Source organism: Paenibacillus sp. 2KB_22 (assembly GCF_052115745.1).
In the GTDB taxonomy this organism is placed as follows: domain Bacteria; phylum Bacillota; class Bacilli; order Paenibacillales; family Paenibacillaceae; genus Paenibacillus.
This window is the reverse complement of sequence record NZ_JBFRHG010000007.1, coordinates 100242-117797: the sequence shown is the minus strand read 5'-3', so window position 1 is coordinate 117797 and position 17556 is coordinate 100242. Positions and strand designations below refer to the sequence as shown.

The window sequence follows — 17556 nt, the reverse complement described above, 5'->3', positions numbered from 1 at the left end:
ACGTATGGAGGGAGATGCACATATGAAGAAAAATCGTCTGGGTACATCCGAACTGATGGTGTCTGAGATTGGGCTGGGATGTATGTCACTTGGAACCGAAATGGAACCTGCTATGGGCCTGATTCATGAGGCTCTGGATCATGGGGTCAATCTGCTGGATACAGCCGATCTGTACGATGCAGGGCGTAATGAAGAAATTGTAGGACAAGCTATTAAGGGGCGGCGAGACCAAGTCATTGTGGCGACCAAAGTAGGTAACCGTCGTATGCCCGGCAAAGAGGGCTGGTCATGGGACCCGTCCAAAGCCTACATTAAGCAGGCTGTACATGAAAGTTTGAAGCGGTTGCAGACCGATTACATTGATCTGTATCAGCTGCATGGCGGGACCTTGGACGACCCCATCGAAGAGACGATCGAAGCGTTTGAGGAACTGAAGAAGGAAGGACTTATCCGATATTACGGAATTTCCTCCATTCGTCCTAATGTGATTCGGGAGTATGTAAAGAGGGCATCCATCGTCAGTGTGATGAACCAGTACAGTGTTGCTGACCGCAGAGCGGAAGAAGAAGTGCTACCATTATTGGAACAAAAGGGGATAAGTGTAATTGCCCGTGGGCCCGTAGCCAGCGGTGTGCTCGCCGATTCCGGATCTGCCAAGGCAGAAAAAGGTTATCTGGACTATACGCCAGAGCAACTATATACCATTCGGCAAGGGTTAAGTCGTCTTGTTACGGACCAGCGCAGCATGGCTCAGACGGCTATTCGTTATGCGTTATCCCATTCTGCGGTTGCAGCCGTTGTCCCTGGTGCTAGCTCGAGAGACCAGTTGCTGCACAACATTGCCGCTTCGAATTCGCCTGCACTTACCACCGCAGAAATTCAGCAAATACGTGAGCTTAGTCCCGCTAATCTATACAAGCAGCATCGGTAACTCCATTAAGCCTATTTTCAATTGTAACTATACAAGGTACAATGAAGATCAACCATTAAAAGCAACATATAAGGGAGAGAAGACATATGGAAAGAATTCAAAGTGAACAGCAATATTTGGATACAATCAACTCTGATGGTTTTACCGTCATTAAATTTGATACAACCTGGTGTCCGGACTGCAAAAACCTGGATCGTTTTATCGGGGATGTTATCGACCAACATACGGACAAAACCTTCTATGCCTTGGATGCAGAAAAGTTCCAGCCGTTTGCTGATGAGAATGGTGTACGCGGTATTCCAAGCCTGCTCGTCTTCCAGAACGGCAAGAAAATCGCACATCTGCATAGCAAATGGGCTAAAACACCTGCTCAAATCTCCGAGTATCTGGAGACGCTTGAATCCAAAGTTTAAGCGTATGAAGGCAAAAGCAGCTTGTTAATTAACTTAACTACGGAGACCTCTTCTTGTCCAGCGACAGGAAGGGGTTTTTCTGCTTCATTCCAGCACGCAAGATGTGTATTCGAATAAGTGAAGTTGAGGACCAGCGCTTGTTTAGAATTTGTTCAGTGCCCCCATGTATACTGTGAGAACAAACTGAATATTTGGAGTGAACAAGATTCGTATGAAGAATGAAATTTTTGAGGAGATGCACCAATTAAGCCACAATGATGACCGAAGATACCGATTGTTGATGATCGGAGTCAAGCAATTGCTGCAGGAACAAAAGGAGAATAGATATAATCTGCGTGAAAGATTAAAATATCGGAAGAGACACCGGAGCATTCAAGTGAAAGAGTGGTCCTAGGCCAGACTGTTTTGAAGAAGTGAACATGAATCTGGATGTCCATGATACATAGTAAATCAAGTCGGCATTATCAATGATCTAACCCAACCAAAAAGGAAGTCATGAAGAGCAAGACTTCTTCTAATTACAGATATTCCCGTCTTTAAGCAGCCAAAAGAATCATAAACCAAAAGAATCATGAAGCTACGTAAGCATAGCAATGAACATAAAAAATGGCGGCCTCGTTCCAAATGGAACGTAAGGCCGCCATTGATTTTGCCTGTCTAATTACTTGATTGTAATGATTACATCAAAATAATAAAGAACACGGCTGCCAAGACGAAGCGATACACAGCAAAGACGGTCAGGCTCAATTTTTTCAAAATGGACAGGAACGTCTTGATCGCTAGCATGGCGACGATGAAAGCAGCAATGAATCCAATCGCAAAGATTGGGAAATCACTGCCGTTCAGGTGATCGATACTTTTGTACAGGTCATATCCCGTAGCACCAATCATAATTGGCACAGACACGAGGAATGTGAACTCTGCAGCGGCTACACGGCTTACCCCTGCAAAGAGACCGCCTGAGATCGTTGACCCGGAACGGGAGAAGCCTGGCCACAATGCCAAGATCTGAAATATACCCACCGCGAATGCCTGTTTGTAGGAAATATCATCGACATCATGGGTAGTAATTCGTTCACTCTTACGGCTCCAGCGTTCGGCCACGATCATCAATATACCACCTATAACGAGGCTGTACAGCACTGTCTCCGGACCAAACAAATGTGCTTTGATCCAGTCGCGGAATACAAGTCCGATGACTACGGCAGGAACCATCGCCAGGAAGATATGTCCCAGATTGAGGCGGCGGGAGTAGGGTCTGCTCCCTCCCGTGAAGCGGAACATATCAATGAATTTGTTCCAATACAGTACAACAACAGCAAGTACAGCTCCGAGTTGAACAACCACCTCAAACGTTTTGACTGACTCGTTGTCCTCCGATAAACCCAGCAAGTGGGCAGTCAGAATCATGTGTCCAGTGGACGACACGGGCAAAAACTCAGTCAAACCTTCGATGATGCCCATAATAATGGATGATATAATGTCCAATTCTCTTCCTCCTTGAATTGCAGGTGACAGCACAGGCTGTCCTGCTTGACCATGCCTGTTCATTTGAACTAGGCTATCACCTATTATGATCACAAATGCACTCAACTTCAACTTATGCTTGTAATCATTTGTTTAAAACTATATTGACAAAAACCTAGTTATCCCATAGGATATAACTTAACTGACTGACTGATCAATCGGGAGGGTTACAGGAATGACCAAAATCAACGGTTTGGAACCCGGTGAAGAACGCCGGGACCAAATAATACGCATAGCGATGGAGCGTTTTGCAACCCAAGGTTACCATCAGACGAAAATTTCTGATATCGTCCGTGAGGCTGGTGTGGCGCAAGGGACGTTTTACTGGCATTTCAAAAGCAAAGAAGCCATTGCTTCGGAAATTATATTAACGGGCAAGGAGGAATTGCTTGAGGCGATTGGGCAAGGATACCGCAAGGATGCCGGATCGGTAGAAGATATGGTGAAAGCATCGGAGAGGCTGTTTACAGATTTGTTCTCTTTCGCCGCACAGAATCGTTATTTTATGGAACTGTTGCTTAAAGGCATCGTGACGGAAGAATCCGTACAACGCTTGGTTGAGGAGACACGCAATGCTGTCGAAACTGCGTTCCGTCACAATATGGAACGTGCCATCGAACTTGGCATGTTGCCTGAGAGCATGGATGTACCGCTTCGAGCAGCGCTGTTGGTAAGCATGATTGAAGGCATGATATCGCGCTGGTTGTTCGGTTCCGATGAGTTGCACAGCAAGTTCTCAGCCATGACAGCTTCTTCGCTGGCAGCTGAGGCAGCAAGCTTTGAGTTTTACGGACTATTGGGCACATAAGCCATGTGCAGAGTTCGCAGCTTTATTTTTCAAACGAGTGACCAGAGATTCACATGATTAAACAAATAGCAGGGAATAATGGGTACAACTGCGGTTTAGTCACACCATAAAGTAACCAAATGTACATCCAGAACAATACATGATTGAGAGGAAGTTAACGTAATGAACAAAACATATGGATCGAAAACTCGTAAAGGCTGGTCTTTGACAGCTATTCTGCTGATGACCGTGCTGGTACTTAGTGCATGTGGAAGTAAGGCAACAGACAATGGAAGCACGAATGGTGCACAGGCAAGCAATGAACTGGAGCAGATCAAGTCTGCTGGCGTAATCAAAGTAGGCATGATGGGCACATATGCACCATACAACTTCCTGAACGATAAGAAAGAAATGGACGGCTACGATGCCGATATCGCACGTGAGGTTGCGAAGCGTCTTGGGGTTAAGGTTGAATTCGTATCCCAGGAGTTCTCCGGTCTGACACCAAGTCTGCAAGCGAAGAAGCTGGATGCCATTATCAGCCAGATGACCATTACCGATGATCGTAAGAAAGTTCTCGATTTCAGTGATCCGTATATTACGAACCAAGTCAAAATCATTGTGAAAAGTGACAATAACGATATTACCAAGCTGGAAGATTTCAAAGGAAAAACGATTGGCGTAGGTCTGGGTACAAACGATGAGACGTATCTGCGTAATGAAGTATTGCCGAAAGTGGGAGACTTCACCATTAAGACGTATGACGATGTCATCTCTTCACTTAAAGACCTGAATGCTGGACGAATTGATGCCACAATTAACAACATGTATGCACTGAAACCAATTGTGGATGCAAATGGATTAAGTATCAAAGCCGTAGGTGAACCGATTAAGAGTGACCAAGCAGGTATTGCTGTTCGCAAAGACAATCCGGAACTCGTAGCAGCACTGAATGATGCTCTCAAAGGCATGAAAGATGATGGCACGTACAACACCATCTTCAAAAAATGGTTTGGTGAAGAGCCTGTGCAATAATGAACTGGCAAGGCGAAGGGGAGATTTAACCCATGGAACTGGTATTTGAGAATATCCCCTTCTTTCTGAAGGGGGCTTACTATACGTTATACGTAACTGTGATCTCGATGTTTTTTGCATTCATCATCGGATTACTTGTTGCTATTGCTCGTCTAAAGGGGCCAATGTGGCTCAGGTTGATTGCAAGGTTTTATGTATCCATCATGCGGGGAACTCCGCTGCTGGTGCAATTATTCGTCATTTATTACGGATTGGTCGATTATGGAGTAACCTTGGGATCACTTACGGCTGCCTGTCTGGGACTTAGTCTGAATGCAGGTGCGTTTCTGTCAGAGACGTTCCGTGGAGCTATCCAAGCTGTACCGAAAGGGCAGATGGAAGCCGCATACGCAACTGGAATGACCCCGGCTCAAGCGATGAGACGCATTATCTTCCCGCAGGCCGTACGTATTGCCATCCCGCCGATGGGGAACACCTTCATTGGTATGCTGAAGGAAACATCACTTGTGGCGGCAATCGGTGTTACCGAGTTGTTGCGTTCAGCACAATTGTTGGTATCACAATATGCGGTGAATATGCCGTTCTACCTGGCGATTGGTGTGATCTACTGGATAATGAGTATCGGCTTCTCGGCCATTCTGGAACAAGTGGAGCGCCGGTTAGCCCGCGCTTACTGATGGGAGGGGAGAACCGATGATTACAACAACTGGACTTACCAAACGTTTTCAGCAAAATGAAGTGCTCACCAACATCGATCTGCATGTTGATGCCAAAGATATTGTTGTATTGCTTGGTCCAAGTGGTTCAGGCAAGAGTACTTTGCTGCGCTGCCTGAATGGACTGGAAGAGCTGTCCGGAGGACAGATCGAAGTGAACGGCATTGTGGTTAACAGTGCTGATCCGCTGCGGGTTCAGCGTGCCCGGGTCTTGGAGATCCGTCGCCAGACCGGTATGGTCTTCCAGCAGTTCAATCTGTATCCGCACAAGACGGTGCTGGGTAATGTGATGGAAGGTCTTGTGACGGTGAAAAAAATCAAGCGTGACGAAGCGGCCGAACGCGGCCGGATCCTACTGGATCGCGTGGGCCTGTCGGACAAGCAGGATGCATATCCATCCCGATTGTCCGGTGGACAACAGCAGCGGGTCGCCATTGCACGTGCACTTGCGATGGAGCCTGAAGTGATGCTGTTTGATGAACCGACTTCAGCTCTTGATCCCGAACTTGTCGGAGAGGTGCTTTCCGTCATGAAGGAGCTGGCAGAGGAAGGCATGACGATGCTGGTCGTGACGCATGAATTGAAGTTTGCCCGTAATGTGGCGAACAAAATAGTCTTTATGGCGGATGGATCGATCGTGGAAGAAGCAAGTCCACAAGCTTTTTTTGAACATCCTACGCAAGAACGCACCCGCCGGTTCTTGCAACAAATTACTGAATTCTAATGAAGATAACAGCGATCGGAAGGTTATTCTGTCATCGGAGTGGCAAGTGCAAACCTTTTTCGCTTGAACTTAACCTATTCTAAGAAAGAAGGATAACATTATGAATGTAACAACCGTATGGAAAGGCAAACGCGCGTTTACTTCCGAAGGACCCTCTGGCTACGCGGTTGGCATGGATGCCACTGCTGCTTATGGTGGTGACAGCAAGGGTGCAACCCCGATGGAATTGTTACTGGCTGGTCTCGGCGGCTGTATGGGAATCGATATTACAATGATTCTGGACGCATTCCTGGACAAAATTGAGTCGATTGAGATTGAAGCGCAGGGGACACGCAGCGAAGAGATGCCCAAAGGCTTCACATCCATTGATCTGATCTTCAAAGTCGATGGCGATATTCCGGATTATCGCATCTGGAAAGCGATCCAGATGGCAGAAGAGAAATATTGTGCAGTCTCCGCTTCGTTGAACGCCGATATTCATCCGAAGCTGATCCTGAACGGGGTAAGCACACCTCGTCCTTAACAGCACGCGCACAAATTTTATACTGAGCAGGCACTTCCAATCGTGGGAGTGCCTTTTTTTGCTTTTTTACCCCTCAACAGTTCGTAGGTAAAGTCAGGCTGAATGTTGAACAAGGTTCCAGATGCCCATGAATTCCGTGATAGCCTCATCGATCGTTGCAAAAGGTACGCCATCGCGGGCTTGTGTAGATATGCCTTGCATAAAGGTATCAAATACGGTGGTTAGCATGGCTACATTCGTGGAAGCAGGAATTTCACCGACATCCACAGCACGCTGGATGCAATCCTGCAGGCGGTTACGAGTCAGCTTTCTTTTCTCAGCTGCAATGTCACGGATATGATTGTTTTTGGAAGAACATGTGCTAGCTGACAGCACAATTAAACAGCCAGATGGATGTGTGCTGTCTGTTTGCATTTTTGCGGTACTTCTTAATGTTGTTTCAATCGCTTCTCTTGGTGACAGCGTGAGATCCGAGAAACTTTCCGTCACACGTCCAAACGTTCCCATATATCGTTCTACCACTTCTTTATACAGCGCTTCTTTGGATTCAAAGGCTGCATAAAAGCTGGCTGCTGAAATATCCCCCATGGCTGCTCGAAGCTGAAGTAATGAAGTGGCCTCGAAACCTTGCTCCCAAAAGAGCATCATCGCTTGTAATAGAGCTTCATCCCGATCAAAAATGCGTGGACGTCCCGTTCTTGCCATAAGAGATCCCCCCTTTTATCTTAATTATATACTAATCGATCCAAAAGTCATTGACAAGGTGAGACAGTCTGAATAATATAAGGAATGATCGATCCATAATTCGATTACTTGTTCTATACTACCTTAAAAGGAGCTGCACAGATGTCGGATATATCTTCTCATCGTTTTCCGTGGTTGGGGTTGCTGGCCCTGGCTATGGCGGGTTTCATAGCCATTATGACCGAAACACTTCCTGCGGGTTTGCTGCCGCAAATTAAAGAAGGGCTGCAGATCTCTGAGGCAGGGGCGGGGCAGCTTGTCACCTTTTATGCTGTTGGGTCGCTGGTTGCTGCCATACCTGTGGCGGTGCTGACAAAGGGCTGGCGTCGTCGTCCGCTTTTACTTCTGTCTATTATCGGTTTTCTTGTCTTCAACACTATTACTGCCCTCTCGTCAAACTATGTTTTGACACTTTTCGCTCGTTTCTTGGCCGGTGTTGCAGCTGGTGTCTCCTGGGGCCTAATTGGTGGTTATGCATTACGTATGGTACCTGAGCATCTCAAGGGAAGGGGAATGGCTGTGGCTATGATTGGAACACCGATTGCCTTATCATTTGGTGTTCCGGCAGGTACGCTGCTTGGTTCATTTATGGGGTGGCGCTCGGTGTTCTGGCTGATGTCATTGCTGGCGTTTATACTGATTTTCTGGGTGCTTTGGAAAGTACCCGACTATCCGGGGCAGTCAGCGGATAAACGTATCTCTGTCATGCAAGTCCTGTTCACCCCCGGTGTAATTCCCATTTTAACTGTCGTTTTAGCCTGGATGTTGGCTCATAATATTTTATACACGTATATTGCTCCTTTTCTCACTGATGTCGGTTTGGAATCCAAGGTTGGACTCATTTTACTTGTTTTTGGTCTGATGGCATTGGTGGGCATTTGGATTACAGGTATTTTCATTGATCGGTGGCTGCGTGTGCTGGTTCTCCTGAGCCTTGCGGGCTTTGCTTTGATTTCCCTTGTATTAGGTCTTTGGAGTGAGCATGTTGTTGTCATCTTCGGTTCTGTTGCGCTGTGGGGTCTGACATTTGGAGGTGCGGCTACCCTGTTGCAGACCGGACTTGCTCAAGCTACGGGCGAACAAGGTGTGGATCTTGTAATGCCGATTAATACAACCGTTTGGAATCTGGCTATTGCCCTTGGGGGAATGGCGGGAGGTGTTCTTCTGAATCAATGGGGAGCTTCGTCATTTAACTGGGCCATCGTGGTTTTAACATTGGTGGCTTTGATTGTTGCATGGCGTGCCAAAAGATATGGATTTCGCCCATCCAGAAGTCACTAAGCCTGTCAGCAGAAATAATTCGGTAAGTCCGGCCGCCATGTTAATGGCGGCTTTCTTTTTGTTAGAGGTTATGCTGGCTTGTTGCCCGGCAATAGATATACCTATCTCAATGACAATCCGAATTCTGGCGGTTATGTGGTATGATTAATTCAGAGGACAGAACATCCTGATCCTGCTCTTTATATGTAAGCGCTTATACAGATGACGGAAGGTGCAGACATGTTTAAAAGGCTAATACGAACCACCAATAATCTCAAATTAAAGCATAAATTGCTCATTTCCTATGTACTGGTTGTCATGATTCCGGTATTGATTGTTGGTCTTGCTGTGACCAGTTATTTTCGCCAGCAAGCTCTCGACAATGCGATAGGGCAGACGATCATCAATGTGGATAAGATCAAGAGCCAGACGGCGACTATGCTGCGTGTACCAACGGATATATCCAATCTTTTAATGTTTAATGCGGATCTCAAGGAGATCGTGAATAAACGGTACAAGAGCGTTGTGGAACTAACCTCGGCTTATCTTGCGTACAAAGACTTTCAGGAGTACAGGCGTTTGTACCGTGAGATAGCCGGCATTCGTTTTTACTCAACTAACCCAACATTGATCAACAACCTCGAATTCATCCCGGTAGACAAGCAGACGGAAGAGAGCTACTGGTACCAACAGGCATTGAAAACAACCAGCATCGGGTGGTTCTACATTCCGGACAAGGAAGATAATCCTGTACACAAGCTCAGCTTGGTGCGCAAAGTACCTTTTGCCGAATATCGGACCGAGGGCGTATTGATGATTGTGATCAATCAGGATGAGCTGAATGGATTGCTCCGTCAGGAACAGTTCGAGACGATGATTACGGACGAGCAGGGTTATGTGGTTGCAGCCAAGAATACCGAACTGGTAGGGAGAACGCTGGACGAGCTTGATTTTGGCGTTGATCTGCAGAATCAGGCCAAAGGAACCATTGAAGCTGATTTTCGGGGGGAGCCATCCAACATTGTTATTGATGAGTTGGGCCCTGGATCGAGTATGAACAGCCTGAAGGTTATTTCGGTTTTTGCCACCAAAAATATCGTCAAAGACGCCAACACCGTCAGCATGATTGGCATGATTTTCATTATACTTGTGCTCGTTATTGCCTTATTATTCGTATATATCATCTCGTTCCTCACTTCGAACCGATTGCTCCGGCTGAGTAAACACCTCAACAAGCTGGCATTAGGTGACCTGAACGTGACTTCGCGGATTGATGGAAACGATGAGATTGGACAATTGTCACGACAATTCAACTATATGGTGAAAAGTATCAATGAACTCATGACGCAGGTGGTAGAAGCGACAGAACAGAACAATCAATTGGAAATCGCCCAAAAAGAGATTAAACTGAAAATGATGGCGAGCCAGATCAATCCACATTTCTTGTTTAATGCACTGGAGTCCATTCGGATGAAAGCGCATATTAAGGGAGAAGCAGAGATTGCCAACATCGTTAGACTACTGGGCAAGCTGATGCGCAAGAGTCTGGAGATTGGCAGTGGAAAAACAACATTCCGGGCTGAACTAGAAATGGTACGTTCCTATTTGGAAATTCAGAAATTCCGTTACGGCGATCGCCTTGCATTCCAGATCGATATCGATCCCGAGGTGGAGAAGATGTACATTCCGCCTCTCATTATTCAACCTTTGGTTGAGAATGCGATTGTCCATGGTCTGGAGAACAAAGAGGGTACAGTCCGTGTTCGTATAAGTATTCGTTTAGTAGAGAACATTGTGCAGATCCGTGTGGATGACAATGGTGCAGGCATAACGGCAGAACGACTGGCTGAGGTGATGCAGTTTATCTGTGGACCGGAGGAACAGGAGAAGAGTCGGATCGGCATGCGTAATGTACATCAACGCTTAACATTGACGTACGGGGAGCCATATGGATTGCAGATTAAGAGTGTATATGGGGAAGGAACAGAGGTTTCTTTCACTTTGCCAGCAGGAGGGGACCAACATGTATAAAGTGTTTTTGGTGGATGACGAACCGAGCATACGTGAGGGACTGACAACCATTATCGAGTGGGAAAAATACGGATTCCAGGTCATCGCTACAGCTGCTAGCGGGCGTGAGGCCATCTCCCGGTTTGAGGAATTGGAGCCTGATCTGACGATTATTGATATTCGCATGCCCGGTATGACCGGGCTGGATGTGATTGAAGAAGTGCGCCGGAATCATCCGGATTCGCACTTTTTGATATTGAGCGGTTATGCCGATTTTGATTATGCCAAGAAAGCCATCAGTTTTGGTGTGGACGGTTATCTGCTCAAACCGGTGGATGAAGATGAGATGATTAGTGAACTGGAGCGGATTGCTACAATCCTGACCCGTGAACGGGAGACAATGGCACGTCAAGCTGGTGAAGATACTGTCTATCTGGAGCACCAGATTGAGGCTTTGCTCTATGACAGTTTGGAAGGTGCGGGCAGCATGGAAGAAGATAGCCTAGGGCTGCACTGGCCTCACTATCAGATTATTCTGCTTGAGATGCATGCGGCCCCCGACCTGCAACGGGGAAGTGTTATGAAGCGCAAACTGATTGAAGCATTTGACCAGAAAGACCGAGGCATCGTATTCTCGTTCCATTCCGGTCTGGGGTTGTTAAGCAAGGAAACAATCACATCTGAGTCATCTGCAAGAATTCTTTATGATGAGCTGGAAGAACTTCTGGGAGAATGGGAGATCCACATGTATGGTGCTGCAGGTGAACCCGTACATTCCACTTCTGAAATTGCGCGGTCATACACGCAGGCGAATCGTACACTCGGTGAACGCTTCTTATTCACGGAGAAACGCATCATGCTGTGGACTGAAGGTAGCGAAGGCAAAGGCGTTGTTAAGCCGGCAGTTGAAGCTGTGGACGGAACACATGAACCCGTTGAGGACGAACTCGCGGACAAGCTGTACTATGCGTTAGACATCCGTAGCAGTGAGTCAGTTATGCGGGTACTGGGTGAGATGGAAGAGCGATTGGTCCCATATCACCGAACAGAGCAAGCGATCAAAACGGCTTTCTCACAAGTGTTCTCCCTAGCGTTCAACAAGCTTGCAGCTACGAATCAACATATGCACTCCATTATGCAGGAACATTCGGTTTTGATTAATGAAGTCTATCATCAATTTACGATGTCAGATCTCAAAGTCATGGCAGCAGAACATTTTAATCGACTTATTCTACGTATGGGTGGGGGGAGCAAGGATACTGTATTGAAACAGATGATTGAATTTATCCAACGTAACCCTGGCGAAAATCTCAAGCTGGAGGTACTTGCTGAAGTGTTTAACTATAACAGCAGTTACTTGGGTAAGTTGTTCAAGAATCATACTGGAGAGTATTTCAATGCATTTCTGGACAAGGTTCGTATGGAAAAGGCCAAGGAATTGCTGGATGAAGGACTGAAGGTCCATCAGGTCGCGGCGAGAGTGGGGTATGCGAATGTGGACTACTTCCACGGTAAGTTCAAGAAATATGTAGGGGAATCCCCTTCCGCTTACAAACAGGCCAGAACCCAATCTTCGTCCAAAACGTCGGCTGCTGATCTAAACGAGGAATGAGTACGAAGTGATGGGCCTTGCCCATGCTTATAAAATAAAACGTTTTCGACAAACTGACATGTTCCAGCTTCATCATATTGTCCATGCACTTCCCATGATAAGCAATGGTCACGGAGTGTACCACATCATAGACTGGGTTTACAAGAACTCAGGTGAAGGGATGGTTATACGATATGAATCTGTCTGATATAGGTACGGCACGTCATACATTGAACTTAAATGGAACATGGCAGTTTCGATTGGATCTGGAGCCCGATGAACGGGTTGCACAAAAGATATTACCGCCTTCACAGTGTGAAAATACATCATGGGAGACCATTCAGATTCCCGGTTCATGGGAAGAGCAAGGATACGGAGATGAGCCTGAATACGAAAGGCTCGATACCTGGACCAAAATACGCGAGTATGAAGGCATGGCCTGGTATGCTCAGGATGTTCATGTTCCATCAGACGACCCTGGCAGCCAGTATGTATTTCGACTGGAAGGAGTTCGCTGGACAACGAATCTCTGGATTAATGGGCATTACGCCGGGCAGCAGGATAGTCTGGTGAATCAACAGAAGTGGAATGTCACCTCACTTGTGAAGCAGGGAGAAGTGAATCGGGTGGAGATCCGCGTGGATAATACGATGAAACTTCCGCTGGCCGGTAGCCATATTCATTCATTGCATACAGCTACAGCCTGGGGTGGAATCACCGGTGGGGTCTATCTGGACTGTCTGCCTCCATGCCGAGTAGAGACGTTACGCATTCAACCCGATGCTGAACATGGAACCATTCTAGTGGATTGCACTGTAAGCGCTCCCGTAAGTAGATCGGATAGAGCGGTTCAATTACATGTGGATATCCAGCATCCAGATGGCACATGGCTTGATCGATATAGTTGTCATGTGAAGCTGGAAGCTCGAACGCAAACTGATCTAGGCTCAGTAAGTTCAACTGAAAGCAATGCTGTAATTGATCATTGGCGGTTGGAAATTGGGGCGGAGAAGTCTGTTGCCAGATGGTCGGATGAATCTCCCAAAATGTACAGAGCCGTGGTCCGTCTGCTTGATGGTGAACGGGAACTGGATCTGGTAGAGCAAACATTTGGTGTACGTTCTTTGGTTGCCGATGGTAAGCAGCTTAAACTGAATGGAACCCCAGTCTATTTACGCGGGTATGTTGATTGCTGTATCTTTCCACTCACAGGTTATCCCGTCTGGGACAAGGCGCATTACATTCACCAGTTTCGAGTCGCCAGATCGTATGGCTTCAATCATGTCCGGCTGCATGGGTGGAGCGCGCCGGAGCCTTTCTGGGACGCGGCTGATGAAGAGGGCATGCTGGTGCAGGCAGAGCTGCCACATTGGTCTCGATTCTTTGAACATTCAGATCAGTCAGCGCCGGCTGAAGTGTTGACCTATCTGACACAGGAACTGGACGGGTTGCTCCTGTCACTTCACAGACATCCTTCATTTGTAATGTTCTCCATGGGGAATGAACTTATTGGTGCGAATGGCCATCCGGAACTTAATGCATGGGTCTCCAGGGCAAAAGAGATGGACCCAACCCGTTTATATACGGACAATACAGGTTTTGGACAGCTTCCAGCGCAAGGGCGGGAAGGTGATTATTATATTCAGTCGTTGAACTGGCATCCCCCACTGGAGTCTGCATATTCTGCTGTACCGGATACAACACTGGACTATCATGCCGTCACCAGACTTGCAGAGCATCCGGTAATTGGACATGAACATGCACAGTACACCATGTATGTGCGGCCTCAGGAAAGAGCCAAATATACGGGTATTCTGCGTCCCTCCTGGCTACAACCCATTGAAGAATCACTTACTCGCAAAGGAATGATGGCGGATTTGGCGCATTTTCAACAAGCCAGCGGTACACATCTGATACGTTCCTTAAAAGAAGCCATGGAGCGGATAAGACGAACACCGGATGCTGCGGGCGTGCAATTGCTGGATATCCGTGATTTTCCGGGCCAGGGACATGCTACGACGGGCATTCTGGATGTATTCTGGGACGACAAAGGCATTACAACACCTGAAGAATTCATGCAATTCAATTCCGATGTGGTCGTGTTGCTAAGCTGCAAGGAGCGTACATTTTACGCTGGAGAATCCATTGATGTGGATGTACGCATATCTCACTATGGTAAAGTTCCGCTTGAAAATGTATCCATACATTGGAAGTTGATTAGCGATGAAGTGGTACGTACCGAAGGGGAATGGAGAACCGGAGATATTCAATGCGGGTCCGTTATGTCAATGGGAAGCATCGTTGCTACAGCACCTCGTGAGGGGGCGGCGGCTTTTCGGATTGAAGCAGAGCTGCGGTCAGGAGATTCGGAAAGACATACAGTCAATGTATGGCATGGTTGGTCGTTTCCTTTGTATCAGTCCCATCCGGGTTCGAATCGGATCTGGAATACAGTTGTAGAGTTGCAGCCATTCCTTGGTGAAGCGCATAATGATCGCGTAGATCACATCGATGGATTCAAGTTGTTGAAAAATGGAAAGATCGACTTGGTTCTCGTTCAGTCATTAACACCCAATGTTGTTGATTATGTAGTCAACGGGGGAAGTGTTTGGCTACAGCCAATCGCAGAAGGGCTATATGATTCAGTGGAGACCAAATATCTGCCTGTATTCTGGAATTACCTCATGTTCGCTACACAGCCTGGTGCAACGATGGGCATGTATTTGAGAGATCAGGTACCACTGCTGGGCTCCTTCCCGCATGATGGAGCTTCCGACTGGCATTGGTATCATCTTGTAAATGGTACACCGGCGATATGTTTGGATACTCTGCCCGGGGTGGAGCCGCTGATTGAGGTGGTGGACCATTTCCATCGGGCCAAACGACTCGCTTATGCATTTGAGGCAAATGTAGGGAAGGGCAAGATTCTGGTGTCCTCACTTCCTTTTACTAACCTGTCGTTAATGAAGCGTCCGGAAGCCTCCTACTTATTTCAGGAAATACTTGCGTATCTGAATGGAGATCAATTTCAACCGGAAAGCTCCATAACGGTTGCACAATTGCTCGGGATCGCAAAACTGCAAACCATTCAATTTACATTGTAGACACGGGGACCTTCAAGGGTCCCTTTTGTATGTCTTTAATTTGAAGTAAACGATTACTATAAAACGTTTTCGAAAATTACATATAAAACTTAATATTACCTTTATATTGCTTTTAGTGCATTTAAAAGTAGAATTTATCACTGATTTTAACGAAATAATGTCTGATTATATATGTCTATATCTAATTTTTATATGATTTTCTCTAAAATCCAGATGGTATTTTGAAAACGCTCTATCGAGTATGATTATTTTATAAAACAGAGGAGGGGGAACGGAGATGGAAACGCTAACAAAAAAATCCGCTTCCGCGAACAGAAGCAGTGACCCCAAACCGCCTTTAAAGAATCGGCGGAACGGAATTTGGGACAGAATGAAACAGCAGAAATATCTCTATCTCATGTCATTGCCATTCGTAGCTTGGGTTTTCGTATTTAACTATCTGCCACTATGGGGATGGACGATGGCTTTCCAAAATTATAAACCTGCCAGATCGTTTGGTGATCAAGAGTGGGTTGGTTTTAAACACTTTGTAGAGCTGTTCAGTGATGATCGTTTCTATCTGGTACTTCGGAATACGCTTGCAATGAGCTTGATGGGACTGGTTGTCGGTTTCATCGTACCGATATTCTTCGCTATTCTCCTGAATGAAATGAGAGGCATGTTCTTCAAACGTGCTGTGCAAACAGTATCCTATCTGCCTCACTTTGTATCCTGGGTCGTTGTAGCAGGGATTATCACCAAGATGCTCTCCACCGATGGAGGGATTATCAATGATATCCTGGTAGGCCTGAACATTATTGACCAGCCGATCCAATTCATGGCCAAGGGGAACTTGTTCTGGTACATTGTAACCGCTTCAGATATGTGGAAAGAAACCGGTTGGAATGCCATCATCTATCTTGCAGCGATTACCGGTATTGACCAAGAGTTGTATGAAGCTTCCCGTGTAGATGGAGCCAACCGCTGGAGACAAATGTGGCACATCACGTTGCCTGGCATACGGACCACGATTTCCGTACTTTTCATCATGTCTATTGGACATCTTATCAGTATCGGTTTCGAGAAGCAGTTCTTGCTTGGCAACAGTCTGGTCACAGACTACTCGGAAGTACTTGATCTATACGCGCTCAATTATGGTTTGAATATGGGACGATTCTCATATGGTACAGCCATAGGTATATTCAACTCCGTTGTCAGTATCATCCTTCTGTTTACTGCGAACGGCTTGTTCAAAAAATTCACCAAAGAAAGCATCATGTAGGGAGGGGACGACATTATGGCGAACAAAGCATTCAATGCTAGTCGAGGCGATAAACTGTTCGATATATTCAACATCCTCGCGATGACCATGGTGCTGATCGTAACACTATATCCATTCCTTAACGTACTAGCCATCTCACTTAATAACTCAACGGATACAGTACGTGGCGGGATTTACTTGTGGCCTCGCGAATTCACATTACAGAACTACAAAACGATCTTCCAATATGATGGATTGCTACAAGGTTTGCAGATCTCCATTCTGCGTACAATTGTAGGTACTGTGCTCGGATTGATCAGTTCTTCTATGATCGCCTTTACACTGAGCAGACCTGACTTTGGACTTCGTAAATTTGTTTCCACAACGCTTGCGCTCACGATGTATTTCTCCGGTGGTTTGATTCCGGTATACATCCTGATGCGTGACCTGAACCTGATCGGTACATTCTGGGTATATGTATTGCCAGGCATGATCAGTGCATTTAACGTCTTCATTATCCGTTCATTCATTGATGGTCTGCCGTATGCATTGCAGGAATCCGCGAAGCTGGACGGAGCGAATGACTTTACGATCTATTACAGAATCATCCTGCCACTGTGTAAACCGGTTCTCGCAACCATCGCGTTGTTCCTGGCTGTAGGTCAATGGAATGCATGGTTCGATACGTACCTGTACAATGGTTCAAAGGCACATCTGACCACACTCCAATACGAGTTGATGAAAGTACTGCAAAGTACACAGCAAGGCTCAGGTGCTGGACGGAATGCCAATGATATGGCACAGCAAATGACACAGATTTCACCGGAATCGATCAAGATGGCGATTACGATCGTTGTAACGGTTCCAATCCTGATTGTATATCCGTTCCTACAGAAGTACTTTGTTGGCGGTATGACATTGGGCGCAGTAAAAGCATAAGCAAGCTTGTAC

At 46.4% G+C, this 17556-nt stretch carries 16 protein-coding genes; 14 read left to right on the top strand and 2 right to left on the bottom strand.

Translation table 11 applies throughout. The features are described 5' to 3' along the window. The first annotated feature begins 22 nt into the window (after window positions 1-22). The 3 genes from AB4111_RS27010 to AB4111_RS27000 all read left to right on the top strand — a co-directional run bounded on the left by AB4111_RS27010 (window position 23) and on the right by AB4111_RS27000 (window position 1738). Complete coding sequence (locus AB4111_RS27010; protein ID WP_442034076.1) at window positions 23-931, top strand: aldo/keto reductase; 909 nt, start codon at window positions 23-25, stop codon at window positions 929-931. Window positions 932-1017: 86 nt separating this feature from the next. After that, on the top strand, window positions 1018-1344 hold the full coding sequence (locus AB4111_RS27005; protein ID WP_145325850.1) for a thioredoxin family protein: 327 nt from the start codon (window positions 1018-1020) through the stop codon (window positions 1342-1344). 211 nt (window positions 1345-1555) lie between these two features. Continuing rightward, window positions 1556-1738, top strand: coding sequence for a hypothetical protein (locus AB4111_RS27000; RefSeq protein ID WP_442034074.1), 183 nt, complete (start codon window positions 1556-1558; stop codon window positions 1736-1738). 284 nt (window positions 1739-2022) lie between these two features. Here the strand turns inward: AB4111_RS27000 and AB4111_RS26995 are convergent, their stop codons facing one another. Further along, window positions 2023-2808 (bottom strand): undecaprenyl-diphosphate phosphatase, encoded by a 786-nt coding sequence (locus AB4111_RS26995; RefSeq protein WP_253442834.1) that lies wholly within the window; start codon window positions 2806-2808, stop codon window positions 2023-2025. A 238-nt stretch (window positions 2809-3046) separates the two neighbouring features. On the opposite strand from AB4111_RS26995, the gene AB4111_RS26990 reads away from it, so the two are divergent. From AB4111_RS26990 to AB4111_RS26970, 5 genes are all read left to right on the top strand, one after another. Beyond that, window positions 3047-3679: a TetR/AcrR family transcriptional regulator gene (locus AB4111_RS26990; RefSeq protein WP_442034072.1), complete on the top strand. Its 633-nt coding sequence runs from the start codon at window positions 3047-3049 to the stop codon at window positions 3677-3679. A gap of 162 nt (window positions 3680-3841) precedes the next feature. Next, the gene (locus AB4111_RS26985) at window positions 3842-4693 is read left to right on the top strand and encodes a substrate-binding periplasmic protein (RefSeq protein ID WP_442034070.1); all 852 of its coding nucleotides are present in this window, start codon (window positions 3842-3844) and stop codon (window positions 4691-4693) included. Between the two features lie 32 nt (window positions 4694-4725). Beyond that, window positions 4726-5370, top strand: a complete 645-nt coding sequence (locus AB4111_RS26980) for an amino acid ABC transporter permease (RefSeq protein ID WP_253441002.1) — start codon at window positions 4726-4728, stop codon at window positions 5368-5370. Between the two features lie 16 nt (window positions 5371-5386). After that, window positions 5387-6133 carry an amino acid ABC transporter ATP-binding protein gene (locus AB4111_RS26975; RefSeq protein ID WP_340028334.1) on the top strand — a complete coding sequence of 249 codons (747 nt, stop codon included), beginning with the start codon at window positions 5387-5389 and terminating at the stop codon, window positions 6131-6133. A gap of 100 nt (window positions 6134-6233) precedes the next feature. Beyond that, a complete protein-coding gene (locus tag AB4111_RS26970) occupies window positions 6234-6656 on the top strand; it encodes an OsmC family protein (RefSeq protein WP_017692209.1) in 423 nt (140 codons plus the stop codon). Between the two features lie 93 nt (window positions 6657-6749). Here AB4111_RS26970 and AB4111_RS26965 read toward each other — a convergent pair whose 3' ends face one another. Beyond that, the gene (locus tag AB4111_RS26965) at window positions 6750-7361 is read right to left on the bottom strand and encodes a TetR/AcrR family transcriptional regulator (protein WP_442034067.1); all 612 of its coding nucleotides are present in this window, start codon (window positions 7359-7361) and stop codon (window positions 6750-6752) included. A 141-nt stretch (window positions 7362-7502) separates the two neighbouring features. On the opposite strand from AB4111_RS26965, the gene AB4111_RS26960 reads away from it, so the two are divergent. The 6 genes from AB4111_RS26960 (at window position 7503) to AB4111_RS26935 (ending at window position 17544) form a co-directional block, all read left to right on the top strand. After that, window positions 7503-8681 carry an MFS transporter gene (locus AB4111_RS26960; protein ID WP_442034064.1) on the top strand — a complete coding sequence of 393 codons (1179 nt, stop codon included), beginning with the start codon at window positions 7503-7505 and terminating at the stop codon, window positions 8679-8681. A 219-nt stretch (window positions 8682-8900) separates the two neighbouring features. Further along, on the top strand, window positions 8901-10691 hold the full coding sequence (locus AB4111_RS26955; RefSeq protein WP_442034062.1) for a sensor histidine kinase: 1791 nt from the start codon (window positions 8901-8903) through the stop codon (window positions 10689-10691). Then, on the top strand, window positions 10684-12282 hold the full coding sequence (locus AB4111_RS26950; protein WP_442034060.1) for a response regulator transcription factor: 1599 nt from the start codon (window positions 10684-10686) through the stop codon (window positions 12280-12282). Before AB4111_RS26955 ends, AB4111_RS26950 begins: the two co-directional genes overlap by 8 nt. A gap of 173 nt (window positions 12283-12455) precedes the next feature. Continuing rightward, window positions 12456-15365, top strand: coding sequence for a glycoside hydrolase family 2 protein (locus AB4111_RS26945; RefSeq protein ID WP_442034058.1), 2910 nt, complete (start codon window positions 12456-12458; stop codon window positions 15363-15365). A 277-nt stretch (window positions 15366-15642) separates the two neighbouring features. Then, window positions 15643-16626 carry an ABC transporter permease gene (locus tag AB4111_RS26940; protein WP_253440993.1) on the top strand — a complete coding sequence of 328 codons (984 nt, stop codon included), beginning with the start codon at window positions 15643-15645 and terminating at the stop codon, window positions 16624-16626. A 15-nt stretch (window positions 16627-16641) separates the two neighbouring features. Next, entirely contained in the window at window positions 16642-17544 is a 903-nt protein-coding gene (locus tag AB4111_RS26935; RefSeq protein WP_253440991.1) for a carbohydrate ABC transporter permease, read from the top strand. Window positions 17545-17556 lie beyond the last annotated feature (12 nt).

What these genes read in the sequence shown, in the direction of transcription:
- AB4111_RS26960 (WP_442034064.1), top strand. Translation starts at nt 7,503, where the DNA reads ATGTCGGATATATCTTCTCATCGTTTTCCGTGGTTGGGGTTGCTGGCC.
- AB4111_RS27010 (WP_442034076.1), top strand. Translation starts at nt 23, where the DNA reads ATGAAGAAAAATCGTCTGGGTACATCCGAACTGATGGTGTCTGAGATT.
- AB4111_RS26945 (WP_442034058.1), top strand. Translation starts at nt 12,456, where the DNA reads ATGAATCTGTCTGATATAGGTACGGCACGTCATACATTGAACTTAAAT.
- AB4111_RS26965 (WP_442034067.1), bottom strand. Translation starts at nt 7,361, where the DNA reads ATGGCAAGAACGGGACGTCCACGCATTTTTGATCGGGATGAAGCTCTA.
- AB4111_RS26970 (WP_017692209.1), top strand. Translation starts at nt 6,234, where the DNA reads ATGAATGTAACAACCGTATGGAAAGGCAAACGCGCGTTTACTTCCGAA.
- AB4111_RS27000 (WP_442034074.1), top strand. Translation starts at nt 1,556, where the DNA reads ATGAAGAATGAAATTTTTGAGGAGATGCACCAATTAAGCCACAATGAT.
- AB4111_RS26995 (WP_253442834.1), bottom strand. Translation starts at nt 2,808, where the DNA reads ATGGGCATCATCGAAGGTTTGACTGAGTTTTTGCCCGTGTCGTCCACT.
- AB4111_RS26950 (WP_442034060.1), top strand. Translation starts at nt 10,684, where the DNA reads ATGTATAAAGTGTTTTTGGTGGATGACGAACCGAGCATACGTGAGGGA.
- AB4111_RS26940 (WP_253440993.1), top strand. Translation starts at nt 15,643, where the DNA reads ATGGAAACGCTAACAAAAAAATCCGCTTCCGCGAACAGAAGCAGTGAC.
- AB4111_RS26935 (WP_253440991.1), top strand. Translation starts at nt 16,642, where the DNA reads ATGGCGAACAAAGCATTCAATGCTAGTCGAGGCGATAAACTGTTCGAT.
- AB4111_RS26990 (WP_442034072.1), top strand. Translation starts at nt 3,047, where the DNA reads ATGACCAAAATCAACGGTTTGGAACCCGGTGAAGAACGCCGGGACCAA.
- AB4111_RS26985 (WP_442034070.1), top strand. Translation starts at nt 3,842, where the DNA reads ATGAACAAAACATATGGATCGAAAACTCGTAAAGGCTGGTCTTTGACA.
- AB4111_RS26955 (WP_442034062.1), top strand. Translation starts at nt 8,901, where the DNA reads ATGTTTAAAAGGCTAATACGAACCACCAATAATCTCAAATTAAAGCAT.
- AB4111_RS27005 (WP_145325850.1), top strand. Translation starts at nt 1,018, where the DNA reads ATGGAAAGAATTCAAAGTGAACAGCAATATTTGGATACAATCAACTCT.
- AB4111_RS26980 (WP_253441002.1), top strand. Translation starts at nt 4,726, where the DNA reads ATGGAACTGGTATTTGAGAATATCCCCTTCTTTCTGAAGGGGGCTTAC.
- AB4111_RS26975 (WP_340028334.1), top strand. Translation starts at nt 5,387, where the DNA reads ATGATTACAACAACTGGACTTACCAAACGTTTTCAGCAAAATGAAGTG.